The sequence below is a fragment of the Halomonas sp. genome, assembly GCF_033549285.1.
Lineage (GTDB): Bacteria > Pseudomonadota > Gammaproteobacteria > Pseudomonadales > Halomonadaceae > Halomonas.
Map to the genome: position 1 here is coordinate 1 of NZ_JAWSUJ010000025.1, position 16,845 is coordinate 16,845.

Here is a 16,845-nt window from a genome sequence, read left to right on the forward strand (position 1 = left end):
AAGGCCTCCAGTTCCGCACGGGCTTCCTCGAGGGTATGGCCATGCAGGTCGAGCCCCGCTTCCCAGCCGATGCGTCCGCGCTTGAGCTGCTGGCGGGTGCGCCAGGGCAGGTCGGGCAGCGCGAAATCGAGAAACTCGGAGGGCCGCACCGGCTCCACCCGGCCATCCGAGGTGCGGCCGGCCGCGGCGAGATCGTCCCTGGCCGAGGTCGCCGCGGCCCGTCGCTCGGCCGCGGCGGGATCCCCCCCGCGCCGGCGCCCGGGGTCGGCCCGGTTGCTGGCGATCGGGCGCACGCCGGCCTCTTTCAGGGCCTGGCGAAAGGCGCTGATCTCGTCCTCGTCCGGGGGGTGGCGGTCTCGACTCATGGGGCATTCGGCTTGTGACGCAAAGCGCCAGTATACCGCCCCTGCCGTGGCTGTGAACCGCGGCCCCGGTTACAATCGGCTCTCGTCCCGACCCGAACCCTCCGACTCCAGGATGCCCCGTGGCTGAATCTCTCCCTGATGCGTCTTCCTCCACCCTCGTGATGAGCGACGAGGCCCTTGCCGATGGCCTGGTCACCCTGCGCGACTGCCTGCGCTGGGCCGCCAGCGAGTTCCACCTGGCGAGCCTCTTCTACGGACACGGCACCGATTCCGCCTGGGACGAGGCCGTGGCGCTGACGCTGGGCGCCCTGCACCTGCCCTGGAACGTCGACCCGGCGGTCCTCGAGGCGCGGCTGCTGCCCATGGAGCGCGCCCGCATCGTGTCGCTGGTTCGCGCCCGCATCGAGACCCGCCGTCCGCTGCCCTACCTGCTGGGCGAGGCCTTCTTCGCCGGTGTCCCCTTCAGCGTCGACGAGCGGGTGCTGATTCCCCGCTCGCCCATCGCCGAACTGATCGAGCATGGCTTCGCCGCCTGGTTTCCCGTCGAGCCGCCGGCACGCGTGCTTGACCTCTGCACCGGCTCGGGCTGCATCGGCATCGCCACGGCGCTGCACCTGCCCGGCTGCGAGGTCGACCTGGCCGACGTCAGCCCCGACGCCCTGGCCGTGGCCCGCCTCAACATCACCCGCCACGAGGTGGGCGAGCGGGTGCGTGCGGTGGAGTCCGACCTCTTCGCGGGGCTCGCCGGGCAGCGCTATGACCTGATCGTCTCCAACCCGCCCTACGTGGATACCCGCGACCTCACCACCATGCCCGCAGAGTTCCGCCATGAGCCGACACTCGCCCTGGGCGCCGGCGCCGACGGCCTGGATATCGTGCGGCGCATCCTGCGCGAGGCCCGCGACTACCTGAGCGACGCGGGCATATTGATCGTCGAGGTCGGCAACTCCGACCACCACCTGGAGGCCGCCTTCCCCGAGGTGCCCTTCCTGTGGCTCGAATTCGAGCGCGGCGGCCAGGGGGTATTCGCCCTGAGCGCCGCTGAACTCGACGCCCATGCGGCGTCCTTCGCCTGATTCCCATCTCCCGACCCAGGAGGAGCGCCCATGTCCGGCAACACCTTCGGCAAGCTGTTCACCGTCACCACCTTCGGCGAGAGCCATGGCCCCGCGCTGGGGGCCATCGTCGACGGCTGCCCGCCGGGACTTCCCCTCAGCGAGGAGGACCTGCAGCACGACCTGGATCGCCGTCGTCCCGGCAGTTCCCGCCACACCACCCAGCGGCGTGAGCCCGACCGGGTGCGGATCCTCTCCGGGGTCTTCGAGGGAGTGACCACCGGCACCACCATCGGCCTGATGATCGAGAATACCGACCAGCGCTCCAGGGACTACTCGAAGATCAAGGATCAGTTCCGCCCGGCCCACGCCGACTACAGCTACCACCACAAGTACGGCATCCGCGACTACCGCGGCGGCGGGCGCTCCAGTGCCCGGGAGACCGCCATGCGGGTGGCGGCCGGCGCCATCGCCAAGAAGTATCTTGCCGAGCGGGGCATCACCGTCCGCGGCTACATGAGCCAGCTCGGCCCCATCGCCATCGACTTCAGGCAGTGGGAGGCGGTGGACGAGAACCCCTTCTTCTGCCCCGACCCGGGCCGCGTGCCGGAGCTCGAGGCCTACATGGACCAGCTGCGACGCGACCAGGACTCGGTGGGGGCGAAGATCACGGTGGTGGCCGAGGGCGTGCCGCCCGGGCTCGGCGAGCCGGTGTTCGACCGGCTGGACGCCGAGCTGGCCCACGGCCTGATGAGCATCAATGCGGTCAAGGGCGTGGAGATCGGCGACGGCTTCGCCGCCGTGGCCAGCCGTGGCAGCGAGCATCGCGACGAGATGACCCCCGAGGGGTTCCTCTCCAACCATGCCGGCGGGGTGCTCGGCGGCATCTCCAGCGGCCAGGCGATCATCGCCCACCTGGCGCTCAAGCCCACCTCCAGCATCACCACCCCGGGGCGCAGCATCGACGTCCACGGCCATCCTGTCGAGGTGGTCACCCGGGGGCGCCACGACCCCTGCGTGGGCATCCGCGCCACGCCCATCGCCGAGGCGATGATGGCGCTGACCCTGATGGACCACCTGCTGCGTCACCGTGGCCAGAATGCCGAGGTCCGGGTAGCGACTCCGAGACTGCGCTGAGCCGTGCCATCCGGCATGGCTGCTACACTTCAGGGGACCATCCACAAGAGTGACGCCATGAAGATCAACGTCGAGTTCGACCTGACCCCCGAAGAGTTTCGCCGGGCGCTGGGCCTGCCGGACGTGGAGGCCTTCCAGAAGGACCTGCTGAACCGGATCTACAAGCAGATGGAGTCGGGAACGGAAGGGTACGACCCGATGAGCCTGATGCAGCCCTTCCTGCAGCAGCCCGGCTTGTCGCAGAACCTTTCCCAGGGGCTTTCCCAGGGACTGTCCAGCTTCGGCAACTACCAGCAGATGATGCTCGACATGCTGACCAAGGCCGCCAGTTCCGCGGGAAGCGGCAGCGGGACAGCGAGCGGAGAGCAGAAGGAAGGCCAGAAGACGGAAGGCGGGGAATCCGGGAGTTCGGGAAAGAGCGCCGGCGGCTCAGCCGGGAAGTCCAGCGCCGGCAGCTCCTCCCGCAAGTCCACGGCCAGTGCCCGCTCCCGCAGCAAGCGCGAGAGCTGACGGCGGAAGCCGGCGGGGCCATTCGACCTTCGCTGGGGGCGCCATTAATACGGTTGCAACACAGCAGGTGGCAGACTAGGCTTTGTGCAGTGCAGCAAATCGTTCGTTACCGATCCTCGAGGAGGGATTCGACATGCAGGACAAGATGATCGACGCATTCAACGAGCAGACCCGTCAGTTCTTCGAACCGATGCGCAAGCTCAACTCCCTGATGCTGAACAACATGGAGAAGATGACCCAGTATCAGATGGAGTCCATGAAGCGCTACAGCCAGATGGGCACCGAGCGCATGCGGGACGCCAGCGAGGTCAGCGATGCCGAGAGCATGCGCGACTTCGGCACCCGCCAGGCCGAGATGATGAACGAGCTCTCCAAGCAGATGCTCGAGGATGCCAAGGCGATGAGCGAGATGAGCCTGGAGTTCAAGGCCGAGCTCGAGAAGCTCTATGCCGAGTCGGGCAAGCAGCTCGCCGAGCAGGCCGAGAAGGCCGGCCAGGCCGCCAAGGGCGAGGCGCCGAAGTCGGATGAGCCCGCCAAGGCGACCAGCCAGTCCACGTCGCGCAAGCGCTGATATCACGGTAATCTAGTCACGCCTGTCCGGTGCCCGGATCTCGGGGGCCGGACAGCGCCGTTGTTGGCCATGCCTTGCCCGTCGCAAGGTGATGCGGTTCCAGACGTAGATGGCCTAAGGCCGGTGCCTGGCCGTCAGCAACACCGGCCTTCATGAATAACAGGAGGGGTCAATGCAGTCAGGGGTGCAAGCACCGACACAGGCCGAGCTCGAGGCGTGGAATGCCCAGCTCGCCGCGATCGGCGAGGAATACAAGGCCTTGATGCAGGATCTGCTGGCACGCATGGTGCCCAGCGATGCCGCGGAATCGGTCCATGAAGACATGCGCCAGTGCTTCCAGGCCGGTGCCCAGTCGCTGATGCAGAACCCGCCCCTGCTGTGGCAGACCCAGTCCCGGCTGCTCCAGGACCAGTTCCAGCTGTGGCAGCAGTCGCTGCGCAGTCTAGCCGGCGAAGAGGTCGAGCCGCTGATCACGCCGGACAAGGGCGACCGCCGCTTCCGGGACGATGCCTGGCGCGACGATCCCTATTACCTGGCGATCATGCAGCAGTACCTGCTGTTCTCGCGCATGGTGGAAGAGCTGATCGAGCGCCTGGATGGCCTCTCGGAGGACCAGAAGCGCAACCTCGGTTTCTACGCGCGCCAGCTGGTCAACGCCATGGCGCCGACCAACTTCGTCACCACCAATCCCGAGGTGATGCGCAAGACCATGGAGACCCGCGGCCAGAACCTGGTCGAGGGCCTGGCCCGGCTGCGCGAGGACCTGGCCAACTCCGCCGAGGGCCTCAATGTCACCATGACCGACCGCAGCGCCTTCGCGATCGGCGAGAACATCGCCGTCACCCCCGGCGCGGTGGTCTACGAGAACGAGCTGATCCAGCTGATCCAGTACACGCCGACCACCGAGCAGGTCTACAAGACCCCGCTGCTGGTAGTGCCGCCCTGGATCAACAAGTACTACATCCTCGACCTTCGCCAGGACAACTCCCTGGTGCGCTGGCTGGTGGAGCAGGGCCACACCGTCTTCCTGATCTCCTGGCGCAACCCCGGCCCCGAGCAGCGTGACCTGACCTGGGCCGACTACATGCAGATGGGCCCCATCGCCGCCATGGGGGCCATCGAGCAGGCCTCCGGCGAGAAGTCGGTCAATTTGGTGAGCTACTGCATCGGCGGGACCCTGGCCGCCTCGACCGTGGCCTACCTGACCAGCACCCGGCGTGGCCGCAAGGTCAAGTCGGTGACCTACATGGCCACCCTGCAGGACTTCCGCGACCCGGGCGAGATCGGTGTCTTCCTCTCCGAGCCGGTGCTCGAGGGCATCGAGGCCAAGCTCGAGCGCGACGGCTACCTCGATGGCCGGGTCATGGCCTACTCCTTCAACCTGTTGCGCGAGAACGACCTCTTCTGGTCCTTCTACATCAACAACTACCTGAAGGGCGACGCGCCGGCCCCCTTCGACCTGCTCTACTGGAACACCGACGGCACCAACCTGCCGGCCGGGACCCACGCCTGGTACCTGCGGCACATGTACATGGAGAACCGCCTGGTCCAGCCAGGTGGCATCGAGCTCGACGGGGTCAAGATCGACCTGCGCAAGATCTCCACGCCGAGCTACTTCGTCTCCACCCGCGAGGACCACATCGCCAAGTGGAACAGCACCTACTATGGTGCCCTGCTGCCCAAGGGCCCGGTCAAGTTCGTGCTGGGCGGCTCCGGCCATATCGCCGGGATCGTCAACCCGCCCAGCAAGAACAAGTACGGCTACTGGACCAACGACGCGCTGCCGGAGACCCCCGAGGAGTGGCTCGAGGGCGCCGAGCCCCATGAGGGCTCCTGGTGGCCCCACTGGCAGGCATGGATCACCGAGAATGGCTATGTGGACACCGAGAAGCTGGTGCCGGCACGCCAGCCCGGTGATGGCGAACTCGATATCCTCGAGCCGGCCCCGGGGCGCTATGTGCGCATGACCATCCCCGAGGTGCTGGGCGAGAAGTAAGCGCCGAGCTACAAGCGCCGAGCTACAAGCGAACCCCGATGCCAATGACCTCGGGGTTTGCTTTTTTCGGGAGCAGCACACACTGATGGCTGCTTGGCTGCTTGGCTGCTTGGCTGCTTGGCTGCTTGGCTGCTTGGCTGCTTGGCTGCTTGGCCGCTATTGGCTCGGCGCTCGGCGCAGCCGCAGCCGCAGCCGCAGCCCCGGCAGCACCAGCAGGGCGGCCAGCAGCCAGGCGGGCCAGCTCCCCGTGCGGGTGAAGGGGGTGAGGCCTTGCATGGGCGTGACCTCGCCCTCGAGGACGGCGGCCTCGAACTGCGGCGCCCGGGCCGTGATCCGGCCCCGGGGGTCGATCAGGGCGGTGACGCCATTGCTGGTGGCGCGTACCACCGGGCGGCCGTTCTCCAGGGCCCGCAGGCGGGCCATCTGCAGGTGCTGCAGCGGCCCGATGGAGGCGCCGAACCAGGTGTCGTTGGAGACCGTGAGCAGGACGCCGGCGTCGCGGGCCCGCGATGCCACCAGGTCGGCATAGATGATCTCGTAGCAGATGGCGTTGCCGATGGTCAGTTCGCCGGCGCGGATCGGTGCCTGGTCGGCCGGTCCCGGGGCCATGGTCGGCGCCGGTAGGTCGAAGAAGGCGATGGCCCCGCGCAGCAGGCTCTCCAGCGGCAGGTACTCGCCGAAGGGCACCAGGTGGGCCTTGCGGTACTCGCCCTCCACGTCGCCCCGACCGACGACGCTGTTGTAGTAGCGGCCGTCGTCGTCACGCTGCAGGATGCCGGTGAGCAGGTCGGTGCCCGTGGGCAGGCCGGCCCGGGCGCGGTCGAGGTAGGGGGCGGCCTGGTCCTCGAACATGGGCAGGGCGGCCTCGGGCCAGATCACCAGGTCGACGTCTGCCTCGAGCCCGCGGGTCATCGAGAGGTAGGTGTCGATCGCCCGGCGCTGTCCCTCGGGGGTCCACTTGATCAGCTGGGGGAGGTTGCCCTGAAGCAGGGCGACGCGCACCGGCTCGCCGGCGGGGGAGGTCCACTGGGCGGGCAGGGCCAGCGGCAGTAGCCACAGCGCGGCGAGCGGCGCGGCGGCCCAGGCGCGGCGCCGCAGGAGCTCGACGCCGAGGCTACCGGTGAGGGCGGTGATCAGCGTGAGCAGGTAGACGCCGCCTACCGGGGCCCAGGGCGCCAGCGGAGAGTCGACCTGGGCACTGCCCAGCAGCAGCCAGGGGAAGCCGGTGAACAGCCAGGTGCGCAGCCACTCGCCCAGCACCCAGGCGCCCGCGAAGCTCAGTGCCGCGAGGCGTGGCCCGCACAGCCGCCGGTAGAGCCAGAGGGTGACGGCGAAGAACAGCGCCAGGCCGGCGACGAACAGCGCAGTGAGGAAGAGCGCCAGGGGCACGCCGGTGTAGCCGTAGTCATGGATCGAGACGTAGACCCAGGAGGCCCCGGAGCCGAACAGGCCCAGGCCGTAGCACCAGCCGCGAAGGGCGGCCTGGGCGGGCGTCAGCACCGGCAGGCCCAGGTAGACGAGACCGGCGGCCACCGGGCCCAGCCACCAGAGCGAGAAGGGGGCGGCACTGAGGGTGGTGAGGCCGCCGGCGAGCAGCGCCGCCAGGCAGCCCAGTGCCGGGGTCAGTCGGGCGTCAGCCATGGTGTCCGTCCGTGGTCATGGGGCCGCGTCACTCCTCGGCGCTCTCCTCGCAGGGCTCGGCCTCGAGCAGGCGGATGCGGCGATTGTCGGCATTGAGTACCGTGAAGCGCCAGCCACCGATCTCGGTGTGCTCGCCGCGGCCCGGCAGGTGGCCGAAGCGCTGCATCACCAGGCCGCCGAGGGTGTCGAACTCGTCGTCCGAGAAGCGGGTGCCGAAGCGGTCGTTGAAGTCCTCGATGGTGGTCAGGGCGCGAATCGCGTAGCGCTCGTCCCCGAGCTCGCGGATATCGATCTCCTCGTCGATGTCGTGCTCGTCCTCGATCTCGCCGACGATCTCCTCGAGGATGTCCTCGATGGTGACGATGCCCGCCGTGCCGCCATACTCGTCCACCACCACCGCCATGTGGTTGTGGGTGTCCTGGAACTCCTTGAGCAGGCTGTTGAGGCGCTTGGATTCGGGCACGAACATGGCCGGTCGCAGCACCTCGTCGAGCTGGAAGGGCAGGCCGTTCCCCTGGCCGCCACGCAGCAGCGGCAGCAGGTCCTTGGCCAGCAGGATCCCCTTGACCTCGTCGAGGTTCTCGCCGATCACCGGATAGCGGGAGTGACCGGTCTCGAGTATCACCGGCAGGTACTCCTCGAGGGGCTGGTCGAGGGCGATGGCGGTGATCTGGGAACGCGGGATGAGGACCTCGCGTACCTGCTGGTCACTGATGTTCAGGGCGCCCTCGATGATCATCATGGCGTCCTGGTCGAGCTTGAGGCGGGTGCCTGCCTGGCGCAGGAACTCCAGCAGTTCGTCGCGGGAGCTGGGCTCATCGCTGTCGCTGGACAGGGCGCTGAACAGCTTGTCGAGCCAGGACTTGCTGCCCTGGCTGCTCGATCGGTCTTCGCTCATGCGTCGGCTCTCTCGTCCTCGGTATCGGAATCGTGATTCGACGGCGCATAGGGGTCGGCGAACCCCAGCGACGCGAGTATCTCACGCTCGAGGGCCTCCATGGCCTCCGCCTCGGTCTCCACCAGGTGGTCATGACCCAGCAGGTGCAGGGTGCCGTGGACCACCATGTGAGCGTAGTGAGCGCGCAGCGACTTGTCCTGCTCCGCGGCCTCGCGGACCACCACCGGGTGGCAGACCACCAGGTCACCAAGCAACGGAAGCTCGACCCCGGGCGGGCTCTCGAAGGGGAAGGAGAGCACGTTGGTGGGTCTGTCCCTGCCGCGGTAGTCGCGATTGAGGGCCTGGCTCTCGGCGTCATCGACGAAGCGGATGGTGAGCTCGTGGCGCGGCTCATCGGCATGGCGTGCCAGCACCGCGGCCACCCAGGCCTCGAGCTCGGCCTGTGACGGCAGGCCGTCGGCCTCGAGGGCGACCTGCCGGTCGACGAACAGGGGGCTCATGAGTCGGCGGGCCCCGCGTCGTCGTGGCGCTGCTTCTCTTGCCGGACGCGCTCCAGGCGCTCCTGCCGCTGGGCCTCGCGCTCCTCGCGCTGGGCGCGCTCGGAGGCTTCCTGCTCGGCCTCGAAGTGGTCATAGGCCTCGATGATGCGCTGCACCAGCGGATGGCGCACCACGTCCTTGGCGGCGAAGTGGGTCACGCCGATGCCGGGAGTGCCCTTGAGCACCTCGAGCACCTGGATCAGCCCCGAGGTCTGGCCGCGGGGCAGGTCAACCTGGGTGACGTCGCCGGTGATCACCGCGGTGGAACCGAAGCCGATGCGGGTCAGGAACATCTTCATCTGCTCGCGGGTGGTGTTCTGGCTCTCGTCGAGGATGATGAAGGCGTTGTTGAGGGTGCGCCCGCGCATGTAGGCCAGCGGAGCGATCTCGATCACCTGGCGCTCGATCAGCTTGGCCACCTGCTCGAAGCCGATCATCTCGTAGAGGGCGTCGTAGAGCGGGCGCAGGTAGGGGTCGATCTTCTGGGCCAGGTCGCCGGGCAGGAAGCCGAGCTTCTCGCCGGCCTCCACGGCCGGGCGCACCAGCAGGATGCGGCGCACCTCCTGCTGGTTGAGCGCCTCCACCGCGGCGGCCACGGCGAGGTAGGTCTTTCCGGTGCCCGCCGGGCCGATACCGAAGTTGATGTCGTGGGCGCGGATGCTCTGCACGTAGCCCTGCTGGTTGAGGCCGCGGGGCTTGATCAGCGTGCGCGGGGTGCGCAGCAGCACCTCGTCGTCCGGCTCGCCGCCTTCCTCCTCGTCCAGCGCCTCCAGGCCCGACTCCTGCAGGAAGAGGTGCACGGTGTCCGGCTCCAGGTCGCTGGCCTCGGTCTCGCGGTAGAGGTGCTCCAGCACGTTGGCGGCCGCCTTGACGCGATGGGTCGGGCCGGCGAGCTGGAAGATGTTGCCGCGGTTGCGCAGCGTGATGCCCAGGCGTGACTCGACCAGCTTAAGGTGCTCGTCACGCTGGCCGCAGAGGTTGGCCAGGCGACGCGGGTCGTTGGGCTCGAGGTTCAGGGTGACGATGCGGTTGGCCGGAGAAGATGGCTGGCTCAAGACAGGGAGATCCGTGCTGGGAGAATGTGGGGTCAGCTTACTGCCCCGGTGCTGGCCGGGGCAATCGTGACACTCAGAAGCGAGCGGGGGAGGCCAGCTCGCCGCGCAGCGAGTTGGGCAGTGCCTCGCTGATCTCCACGTCGACGAAGTAGCCGATCAGCTCGAAGGGGTTGGCGGCGCGGAAGTTGACCACGCGGTTGTTCTCGGTGCGCCCGGAGAGCTGGCCCGGGTCCTTCGGCGAGAAGCCGGTGACCAGGATGCGCTGGGTGGTGCCCACCATGCGCCGGCTGATCTGCATGGCCTGCTGGTTGATGCGCTCCTGGAGGATCGACAGGCGCTGCTTCTTGACCGCTTCCGGCGTGTCGTCCGGAAGGCTGGCCGCCGGGGTGCCGGGGCGCGCCGAGTAGACGAAGCTGAAGGAGTGGTCGAAGCCTATGCGGTGGATCAGGTCCATGGTGGCCTCGAAGTCCGCCTCGGTCTCGCCGGGGAAGCCGATGATGAAGTCCGAGGAGAAGCTGATCTCCGGGCGCAGGGCGCGGATGCGCTCCATCTTCTCGACGTACTCCTCGACGGTGTGGCCGCGCTTCATGGCCGCGAGCACCCGGTCCGAGCCGGCCTGCACCGGCAGGTGCAGGTGGCTGACCAGCTCGGGGATCTCCCCGTAGGCCTCGATCAGGCTGTCGGAGAACTCCACCGGATGGGAGGTGGTGAAGCGGATCCGGTCGATCCCCTCCACCGCCGCCACGCAGCTGATCAGCTCGGCCAGGTCGATCTCGTCGCCCAGCTGGTTCAGGCCGCGGTAGGCGTTGACGTTCTGGCCCAGCAGGTTGATCTCGCGCACGCCCTGGTCGGCCAGGTGGATCACCTCCTCCATCACCGCCTCGAAGGGGCGCGAGACCTCCTCGCCGCGGGTATAGGGCACCACGCAGAAGGTGCAGTACTTGGAGCACCCCTCCATCACCGAGACGAAGGCGGTGGCACCATCGGAGCTGGGCTTGGGCAGGTGGTCGAACTTCTCGATCTCGGGAAAGGTGACATCGACCACCGAGATCTGGTCGTTGCGCCGCGAGTCGAGCATGGAGGGCACCCGGTGCAGGGTCTGGGGGCCGAACACCATGTCCACGTGGGGGGCGCGCTTGCGCAGCGCCTCGCCCTCCTGGCTGGCCACGCAGCCCCCGACGCCGATCACCAGGTCGGGGTTGGCCTCCTTGAGCTTCTTCCAGCGCCCCAGCTGGTGGAACACCTTCTCCTGGGCCTTCTCGCGGATGGAGCAGGTGTTGAGCAGGATGACGTCGGCATCGCGCTCGTCGTCGGTGAGCTCGAGCTGGTGGGATTCGCCGAGCAGATCCGCCATGCGCGCGGAGTCGTACTCGTTCATCTGGCAGCCGTGCGTCTTGATGAAGAGTTTCTTCGCCATAAGAATAGGTCGCGGCATCTGGCGCGACGGTGCACCGGTGGTTGGAGGTTGGCAGGCGGCCGAGTGGCCACCCGTGACAAGACCCCCCATTATACGCGGCGACCGACATCGGGGCCAGCAACCGGCCGGCGCGACTGTGGTACCCTGTGCGGTTTCCAGGGACGGGCGCGGGTGCGTGCCCTGGTCAGAAAGTGACCGGCAGCGGCAAGGGGCGGTTGGCATGCAGGCTGCCGATGGCTTTCCAGCGGTTTTCCCGATGGTTGTCCACAGCCGCTGTGGGTAACGTGACCCCGAACATCAGCAGCGCCGCCGCGGCAGGGAGGGCCTGGGTGGTGTGCCCCACCCGACAGAGCCGCGACACGCGAGCCTTGGACAGCCAGGACAACGGCATGACGATACACATATTCAAGATTCTGACACTGGGCGTGGCGCTTGCGACGCTCCCCACCATCTCGCCTGCCCAGGAGGCGGACGACGGCACGGCCTGGGTCTCGGACGAGCTCACCACCTTTGTGCGCAGTGGCCCGACCGACGGCTATCGGATCATTGGCACTCTGACCGCCGGCGAGCCGGTGACAGTACTGGAGACCAGCGGTGACTACAGCCGGGTGGAGGACGCCGACGGCGACACCGTCTGGGTGCTCAGCCGCGAGCTGCAGGAGGCACCCAGCGCCCAGCAGCAACTGCCGGCGCTGGAGGCCCGGGTGGAGGAGTTGACCGAGGAGCTTTCCGGCATCAACGACACCTGGGAGAGCCGTACCGCGTCGATGACCGAGACCCTGGAGGTCCGCGAGCGGCGCATCGCCGAACTCGAGGCGCGTAACGCGGCGCTCGAGGGGGAGACCGAGCAGTCGCGCTCCACCATCCGCGAGCTCCAGGCCCGCCTGGATACCCAGGAGGAGGACCTGCTGATGCGCTACTTCATGTACGGCGGCGGGGTCGCCGGCGCCGGCCTGCTGGTGGGGCTGATCGTGCCCCACCTGCCGCGCCGTCGCCGCAAGCGCGATCGCTGGTTCTGATGCCGGCCCGGCAAGGGGGAGTGATGGCCAACGAATGGCTGGAGCGCTGGCGCGAGGGGCGCATCGGTTTCCACCGTGACCGCCCCCACCCCGTGCTGGTCCGTCACTGGCCCGACCTGGGGGTGCGGGCCGGCACCAAGGTGCTGGTGCCACTGTGCGGCAAGAGCCTCGACATGCGCTGGCTGGCGCGCCATGACCACCCGGTACTGGGTATCGAGCTGGCCGGGCAGGCCATCGAGGCGTTCGTCGCCGAGGGCGTGGGGGAGGTGACCCGCTATCGCCAGGCGGGTTTCGACATCTGCCGCCAGGGCAGCGTGGAACTCTGGTGCGGCGACTTCTTCCACTTCCATATCGAACAGGCGGCGGAGATCGGGGCCTTCTACGATCGCGCCGCCCTGATCGCCCTGCCGGCGGCCACTCGCCAGCGCTACGCCTTCCACCTGGCCCAGCTGATCCCCCCTGGGGCCCGCGGTCTGCTGATCAGCCTGACCCGCGGCCCCGGCGGGCCACCATTCAGCGTCTCCGCCGAGGAGGTGCGCGAGCTGTTCGAGCCCAACTTCCGCGTTACCCACCTGGAGGACGGCGAGCCGGAGCCCAATGGCTTTTGCGAGAGTGCCTGGGCGCTGGAGCGCCAGGGGCCACTGATCTGAGGGCGTTCAGCGTGCCAGCAGGCGTCCCAGCTCGGGATCGCGGAAGGCGCGGTCGAGGCCATCGGAGAGCAGCTCGTTGACCATGCGCGTGTTGGCCTCCTTGCCCGGACGCAGCGCATAGCTCTGGGTGCGGCGGGAGGTATAGGTGCCGGTGTAGGTGTTGCCGCCGTTGATCGCCTCGGCGATGAGAACCGCCTCCAGCCTTGCCTCGTCGATGACCGGACGGCTCTCGCCACGCTCGTAGCCCAGGTGATCCAGGGTCAGCGTCAGGCTGGGCCGCCCCTCGGCGCGCTCGGTGGTCGGGGTGAAGCCCATTTCCCGGACGGCGCGCTCCGTCTCTGCCTGCAGCCGCGGCACCAGCTCGTGGGCGTTGACGGTGATCACGGCGGTAGACATGGCGCTGCCGGTGCGGGTCCCGATCACCTCGCTGTCGCGACCGTCCACGGCCGTCACGGTGACCGCCTGGCCGCTGCCGCTCTGCGGCACCGGGGCAGTTCGCCTGGGGTCCAGCTGCAGGTAGTGGGGGCTGGCACAGCCGGCCAGCCAGCCGGTGGCGAGGAGCAGGGCACAGGCCCCCAGGAAGTGACGACGCTGCATGGAAGGTCTCCCGATGATGGCAGGGCACCGAGTATATCCCCCGCGCCTGGTGGCCGAAACCGATGGCGCGACCCATCTCATGCGAGGGGTTACACTGCAGGGATAGCCACAGGAGCCGCGACATGATCCGACCCGCCACCCGGGAGGAGTTTCCGCAGCTTGTCGACATCTGGCTGCGTGCCTCCCGTCAGGCTCACCCCTTCATCTCCGAGGCCTGCTGGAGGGCACGTGCCGATGACATGGCCCTTCGCCGCCTGCCCGCCTGCGAGGTGCAGGTGCTGGAGGCGGGCGGACGCGTGATCGGCTTCTGCGCCATGCATGGTGATCACCTGGAGGCGCTGTTCGTGGACCCCGAGGTGCAGAGCTTCGGGCATGGTTCCGGCCTGATGGCCCACGCCATGGAGGGCCACCGCACCATCACCCTCTGGGTCTATTCCCGCAACGTGCGCGCCGTCTCCTTCTACCGGCGGCTGGGCTTCAGCATCGTCGACGAGCGGGAGGACCCGGAGACCGGGGAGCAGGAGTCGCTCATGGCCTGGTCACGCTGAAGCGTCTGGCGAGGTCCTGGCGCCCGCGGGGCTCTGGTAGAATGCCCGGGATCGCCTGCCCATTCCATGACGGACGACCCCATGACCGACACGACCCGCGACTTCCTCATCGCTCCCTCCATTCTCTCCGCCGATTTCGCCCGGCTGGGCGCGGAAGTGGATGATGTCCTGGCCTCCGGCGCCGATATCGTCCACTTCGACGTGATGGACAACCACTACGTCCCGAACCTCACGATCGGGCCGATGGTCTGCGAGGCCCTGCGCAAGCATGGGGTGACGGCGCCCATCGACGCCCACCTTATGGTCAGGCCGGTGGATCGGCTGATCGGAGATTTCGTCGACGCCGGGGCCAGCTACATCACCTTCCACCCCGAGGCCTCGGACCACATCGACCGCTCCCTGCAACTGATCCGCGACGCCGGCTGCCGGGCGGGCCTGGTGTTCAACCCGGCCACGCCGCTCTCCTATCTCGACCACGTGATGGACAAGGTCGACATGATCCTGCTGATGAGCGTCAACCCCGGCTTCGGGGGCCAGTCGTTCATCCCCGGGACCCTGGACAAGCTGCGTGAGGCCCGGCGGCGCATCGATGTCTCGGGGCGCCCGATCCGCCTGGAGATCGATGGTGGGGTGAAGGTCGACAACATCGCCGAGATCGCCCGGGCCGGGGCCGATACCTTCGTGGCCGGCTCGGCGGTCTTCAAGGCCCGCAACGAGGCCGACCCGCACCGCTACGACAGCGTGATCCGCGAATTCCGCGACCAGCTGGCCAGGGCATAAGGGGTCACGTGACGGAGACGGCTGCCGCTCCCCTGTGGCACCTCTACCTGGTGGAGACTGCCGGCGGTGCCCTCTATACCGGCATCACCACCGACGTCGCCCGACGCCTGGCCGAGCACCGGGCCGGCCGGGGGGCCAAGGCGCTGCGCGGCAAGGGGCCGCTGGTGCTCTGCCACCAGGAGCCCGTCGGCAGCCGCAGCGAGGCCTTGCGCCTGGAGGCACGCCTGAAGCGCCTGACCGCCTCGGCCAAGCGCGCCTGGCTGGCAGAGCGCAAGGCGGCGACAGGATTGGTCTGACAACTTGACGGGTATCAAGGGGGTGACTTAACTCAGATCTTGCCGGTCAATGCGCAATCGGCATAAACAGGAGATGATAATGAATAACAAGACCCTCGTGGCCGGCCTGGCCATCAGCACCCTCGCGATCCCCGCCGTGCACGCCCAGCAGCCCTCCACCGGCGATGCCGATGTGCTGGAAAAGCTCGGCAGCTTCCAGAGCACCGGTACCACCGATTTCACCACCATCGACCAGAACAGCAGCAGCGCCGATGCGATCCGCAGTACCCTGGAGAAGATCTCGCTGCCGGACGGGTTCGAGATCGACCTCTATGCGCTGGTACCCGACGCGCGCCACATGGCCGTCGGGACCCAGGGCGTTGCCACTTTCGTGGGCACCCGCAAGACGGAAGTGTGGGTCGTGACCGATCGCGACAAGGACCGTGTCGCCGATGAGGTCAAGAGCTTCGCGCCCTCGCTGGTCAAGGCCATCCCCAACGGGCCCTGCTTCTCGCCGGACGGTGTGCTCTACATCGCCGAGCAGAACCGCGTGCTGGCCTACCCGGCAGCGGAGTTCTTCTACGAGAGCCCCGATGTCGTCGCGGTGCCGGTCATCCCCGGCGGCGAACTGATTCCGGAAGAACACGTCAGCTACAACCACACCGCGCGCGTCTGCGATATCGGTCCCGACGGCAAGCTCTACATCTCGCTGGGCCAGCCCTACAACGTGCCACCCAAGGAGCATCGCGAGGTGTTCGCCGAATACGGCATCGGCGGCATCATTCGCGTCAACCAGGACGGCTCGGGGCGCGAGGTCTATACCCGCGGCATCCGCAACTCGGTCGGTCAGGACTTCCATCCGGAGACCGGTAACCTCTGGTTCACCGACAACCAGGTGGACGGCATGGGCGATGACATCCCGCCAGGCGAGATCAATCGCCAGACCGAGAAGGGCCAGAACTTCGGGTTCCCCTGGTTCGGCGGCGGGGACGTGCGCACCAACGAGTATCAGGACGAGGAGGTGCCCGAGGACGTGGTCTTCCCGGTGGTCGAGACCGTCGCCCATGCGGCCGACCTCGGCATGATGTTCTATACCGGCAGGATGTTCCCCGAACAGTACCAGGGGGGCATCTTCTCCGCCCAGCATGGCTCCTGGAATCGCACCGAACCCGTCGGGGCCCGCGTGATGTTCACGCCCGTGGACGCGGAGGGCAACGTGACCGGTGAGACCGTTCCCTTTGCCGAGGGCTGGCTCGACGAGAACGGCGAGTACCTGGGCCGCCCGGTCGATGTTGCCCAACTGCGCGATGGCTCCCTGCTGGTCTCCGACGACCTGGCCGGCGCCATCTACCGGATCTCCTACCAGGCCTCGGATGCCGAGTAACGGCCTGACGCACCGGGGCACCGTCCCCGGTGCGGGCCCCATGCAGGAGAGACCATGCGAATTCTGCTGACACCGGCCCTGTCGGTCATCCTGGCCGTGATGGCGTGGCACGCCCAGGCGGCCGATCCCGAGACGGGGCGCTCCCTGGCCGCCCAGTGCCGAACCTGCCACGGCCTGGACGGTATCGCCAGGATTCCCATCGCCCCGCACCTGGCGGGGGAGAACCGGATCTACATCGAGACCCAGCTCAAGGCCTTCCGCAGTGGCAAGCGCGAGCACGAGATGATGTCGGTCATCGCCAAGGACCTGACCGACGAGGAGATCTCCCACCTCGCCGCCTGGTACGAATCGATCGAGATCACCGCAACCATGCCCGAGTAACCCTGTGCCGAGACTGGCTCACTGAAA

19 protein-coding genes and 1 pseudogene are annotated in these 16,845 nt (G+C 68.0%); 12 read left to right on the forward strand and 8 right to left on the reverse strand.

Annotated features, from left to right (window positions below; all coding sequences use genetic code 11):
* Positions 1 to 365 (reverse strand): annotated as a pseudogene (locus tag SCI24_RS07590) (DNA mismatch repair protein MutS); the annotation flags it as partial.
* Positions 366 to 526: 161 nt separating this feature from the next.
* Here SCI24_RS07590 and prmB point away from each other — a divergent pair.
* The 5 genes from prmB (at position 527) to phaC (ending at position 5,634) form a co-directional block, all read left to right on the forward strand.
* Positions 527 to 1,441: a 50S ribosomal protein L3 N(5)-glutamine methyltransferase gene (gene prmB, locus SCI24_RS07595; protein ID WP_318724857.1), complete on the forward strand. Its 915-nt coding sequence runs from the start codon at positions 527 to 529 to the stop codon at positions 1,439 to 1,441.
* Positions 1,442 to 1,471: 30 nt separating this feature from the next.
* Entirely contained in the window at positions 1,472 to 2,557 is a 1,086-nt protein-coding gene (gene aroC / locus SCI24_RS07600; protein ID WP_318724817.1) for a chorismate synthase, read from the forward strand.
* Between the two features lie 57 nt (positions 2,558 to 2,614).
* On the forward strand, positions 2,615 to 3,067 hold the full coding sequence (locus SCI24_RS07605) for a DUF6489 family protein (RefSeq protein WP_318724818.1): 453 nt from the start codon (positions 2,615 to 2,617) through the stop codon (positions 3,065 to 3,067).
* A gap of 133 nt (positions 3,068 to 3,200) precedes the next feature.
* A complete protein-coding gene (locus SCI24_RS07610; protein ID WP_106229949.1) occupies positions 3,201 to 3,638 on the forward strand; it encodes a phasin family protein in 438 nt (145 codons plus the stop codon).
* A gap of 172 nt (positions 3,639 to 3,810) precedes the next feature.
* Positions 3,811 to 5,634 carry a class I poly(R)-hydroxyalkanoic acid synthase gene (gene phaC / locus SCI24_RS07615; RefSeq protein ID WP_318724819.1) on the forward strand — a complete coding sequence of 608 codons (1,824 nt, stop codon included), beginning with the start codon at positions 3,811 to 3,813 and terminating at the stop codon, positions 5,632 to 5,634.
* Positions 5,635 to 5,790: 156 nt separating this feature from the next.
* On the opposite strand, the gene lnt is transcribed toward phaC, so the two are convergent.
* The 6 genes from lnt to SCI24_RS07645 all read right to left on the reverse strand — a co-directional run bounded on the left by lnt (position 5,791) and on the right by SCI24_RS07645 (position 11,575).
* Positions 5,791 to 7,275 (reverse strand): apolipoprotein N-acyltransferase, encoded by a 1,485-nt coding sequence (gene lnt, locus SCI24_RS07620; protein WP_318724820.1) that lies wholly within the window; start codon positions 7,273 to 7,275, stop codon positions 5,791 to 5,793.
* 28 nt (positions 7,276 to 7,303) lie between these two features.
* Positions 7,304 to 8,173: an HlyC/CorC family transporter gene (locus tag SCI24_RS07625; RefSeq protein ID WP_318724821.1), complete on the reverse strand. Its 870-nt coding sequence runs from the start codon at positions 8,171 to 8,173 to the stop codon at positions 7,304 to 7,306.
* A complete protein-coding gene (ybeY, locus tag SCI24_RS07630; RefSeq protein WP_318724822.1) occupies positions 8,170 to 8,673 on the reverse strand; it encodes an rRNA maturation RNase YbeY in 504 nt (167 codons plus the stop codon). The genes SCI24_RS07625 and ybeY overlap by 4 nt, the downstream gene beginning before the upstream one ends.
* Complete coding sequence (locus tag SCI24_RS07635) at positions 8,670 to 9,767, reverse strand: PhoH family protein (protein ID WP_318724823.1); 1,098 nt, start codon at positions 9,765 to 9,767, stop codon at positions 8,670 to 8,672. Before SCI24_RS07635 ends, ybeY begins: the two co-directional genes overlap by 4 nt.
* A gap of 73 nt (positions 9,768 to 9,840) precedes the next feature.
* The gene (miaB, locus tag SCI24_RS07640) at positions 9,841 to 11,184 is read right to left on the reverse strand and encodes a tRNA (N6-isopentenyl adenosine(37)-C2)-methylthiotransferase MiaB (RefSeq protein ID WP_318724824.1); all 1,344 of its coding nucleotides are present in this window, start codon (positions 11,182 to 11,184) and stop codon (positions 9,841 to 9,843) included.
* 184 nt (positions 11,185 to 11,368) lie between these two features.
* Positions 11,369 to 11,575, reverse strand: coding sequence for a hypothetical protein (locus SCI24_RS07645; protein ID WP_318724826.1), 207 nt, complete (start codon positions 11,573 to 11,575; stop codon positions 11,369 to 11,371).
* Between SCI24_RS07645 and SCI24_RS07650 the strand changes: the two genes are divergently transcribed.
* Positions 11,574 to 12,203, forward strand: a complete 630-nt coding sequence (locus SCI24_RS07650) for a TIGR04211 family SH3 domain-containing protein (RefSeq protein ID WP_318724827.1) — start codon at positions 11,574 to 11,576, stop codon at positions 12,201 to 12,203. The two genes, SCI24_RS07645 and SCI24_RS07650, sit on opposite strands and share 2 nt — an antisense overlap.
* Positions 12,204 to 12,226: 23 nt before the next feature.
* Positions 12,227 to 12,853 carry a thiopurine S-methyltransferase gene (locus SCI24_RS07655; RefSeq protein WP_318724828.1) on the forward strand — a complete coding sequence of 209 codons (627 nt, stop codon included), beginning with the start codon at positions 12,227 to 12,229 and terminating at the stop codon, positions 12,851 to 12,853.
* Positions 12,854 to 12,859: 6 nt separating this feature from the next.
* On the opposite strand, the gene SCI24_RS07660 is transcribed toward SCI24_RS07655, so the two are convergent.
* Positions 12,860 to 13,450 carry a YajG family lipoprotein gene (locus tag SCI24_RS07660; RefSeq protein WP_318724829.1) on the reverse strand — a complete coding sequence of 197 codons (591 nt, stop codon included), beginning with the start codon at positions 13,448 to 13,450 and terminating at the stop codon, positions 12,860 to 12,862.
* 122 nt (positions 13,451 to 13,572) lie between these two features.
* Between SCI24_RS07660 and SCI24_RS07665 the strand changes: the two genes are divergently transcribed.
* The 5 genes from SCI24_RS07665 to SCI24_RS07685 all read left to right on the forward strand — a co-directional run bounded on the left by SCI24_RS07665 (position 13,573) and on the right by SCI24_RS07685 (position 16,818).
* Entirely contained in the window at positions 13,573 to 13,998 is a 426-nt protein-coding gene (locus SCI24_RS07665) for a GNAT family N-acetyltransferase (RefSeq protein WP_318724830.1), read from the forward strand.
* Positions 13,999 to 14,079: 81 nt separating this feature from the next.
* The gene (rpe, locus tag SCI24_RS07670; RefSeq protein ID WP_318724831.1) at positions 14,080 to 14,778 is read left to right on the forward strand and encodes a ribulose-phosphate 3-epimerase; all 699 of its coding nucleotides are present in this window, start codon (positions 14,080 to 14,082) and stop codon (positions 14,776 to 14,778) included.
* 8 nt (positions 14,779 to 14,786) lie between these two features.
* Positions 14,787 to 15,074, forward strand: coding sequence for a GIY-YIG nuclease family protein (locus SCI24_RS07675; protein ID WP_318724832.1), 288 nt, complete (start codon positions 14,787 to 14,789; stop codon positions 15,072 to 15,074).
* 79 nt (positions 15,075 to 15,153) lie between these two features.
* On the forward strand, positions 15,154 to 16,437 hold the full coding sequence (locus tag SCI24_RS07680) for a PQQ-dependent sugar dehydrogenase (RefSeq protein WP_318724833.1): 1,284 nt from the start codon (positions 15,154 to 15,156) through the stop codon (positions 16,435 to 16,437).
* 54 nt (positions 16,438 to 16,491) lie between these two features.
* Positions 16,492 to 16,818 carry a cytochrome c gene (locus tag SCI24_RS07685; RefSeq protein WP_318724834.1) on the forward strand — a complete coding sequence of 109 codons (327 nt, stop codon included), beginning with the start codon at positions 16,492 to 16,494 and terminating at the stop codon, positions 16,816 to 16,818.
* Positions 16,819 to 16,845: the final 27 nt, after the last annotated feature.

Bases quoted from the DNA above. Each gene is read 5' to 3' on its own strand.
- SCI24_RS07685 (WP_318724834.1), top strand. From the start codon at position 16,492: ATGCGAATTCTGCTGACACCGGCCCTGTCGGTCATCCTGGCCGTGATG.
- SCI24_RS07625 (WP_318724821.1), bottom strand. From the start codon at position 8,173: ATGAGCGAAGACCGATCGAGCAGCCAGGGCAGCAAGTCCTGGCTCGAC.
- ybeY (WP_318724822.1), bottom strand. From the start codon at position 8,673: ATGAGCCCCCTGTTCGTCGACCGGCAGGTCGCCCTCGAGGCCGACGGC.
- SCI24_RS07605 (WP_318724818.1), top strand. From the start codon at position 2,615: ATGAAGATCAACGTCGAGTTCGACCTGACCCCCGAAGAGTTTCGCCGG.
- SCI24_RS07660 (WP_318724829.1), bottom strand. From the start codon at position 13,450: ATGCAGCGTCGTCACTTCCTGGGGGCCTGTGCCCTGCTCCTCGCCACC.
- SCI24_RS07665 (WP_318724830.1), top strand. From the start codon at position 13,573: ATGATCCGACCCGCCACCCGGGAGGAGTTTCCGCAGCTTGTCGACATC.
- SCI24_RS07680 (WP_318724833.1), top strand. From the start codon at position 15,154: ATGAATAACAAGACCCTCGTGGCCGGCCTGGCCATCAGCACCCTCGCG.
- rpe (WP_318724831.1), top strand. From the start codon at position 14,080: ATGACCGACACGACCCGCGACTTCCTCATCGCTCCCTCCATTCTCTCC.
- lnt (WP_318724820.1), bottom strand. From the start codon at position 7,275: ATGGCTGACGCCCGACTGACCCCGGCACTGGGCTGCCTGGCGGCGCTG.
- SCI24_RS07610 (WP_106229949.1), top strand. From the start codon at position 3,201: ATGCAGGACAAGATGATCGACGCATTCAACGAGCAGACCCGTCAGTTC.
- SCI24_RS07650 (WP_318724827.1), top strand. From the start codon at position 11,574: ATGACGATACACATATTCAAGATTCTGACACTGGGCGTGGCGCTTGCG.
- miaB (WP_318724824.1), bottom strand. From the start codon at position 11,184: ATGGCGAAGAAACTCTTCATCAAGACGCACGGCTGCCAGATGAACGAG.
- SCI24_RS07645 (WP_318724826.1), bottom strand. From the start codon at position 11,575: ATGCCGTTGTCCTGGCTGTCCAAGGCTCGCGTGTCGCGGCTCTGTCGG.
- prmB (WP_318724857.1), top strand. From the start codon at position 527: ATGAGCGACGAGGCCCTTGCCGATGGCCTGGTCACCCTGCGCGACTGC.
- phaC (WP_318724819.1), top strand. From the start codon at position 3,811: ATGCAGTCAGGGGTGCAAGCACCGACACAGGCCGAGCTCGAGGCGTGG.
- SCI24_RS07655 (WP_318724828.1), top strand. From the start codon at position 12,227: ATGGCCAACGAATGGCTGGAGCGCTGGCGCGAGGGGCGCATCGGTTTC.
- aroC (WP_318724817.1), top strand. From the start codon at position 1,472: ATGTCCGGCAACACCTTCGGCAAGCTGTTCACCGTCACCACCTTCGGC.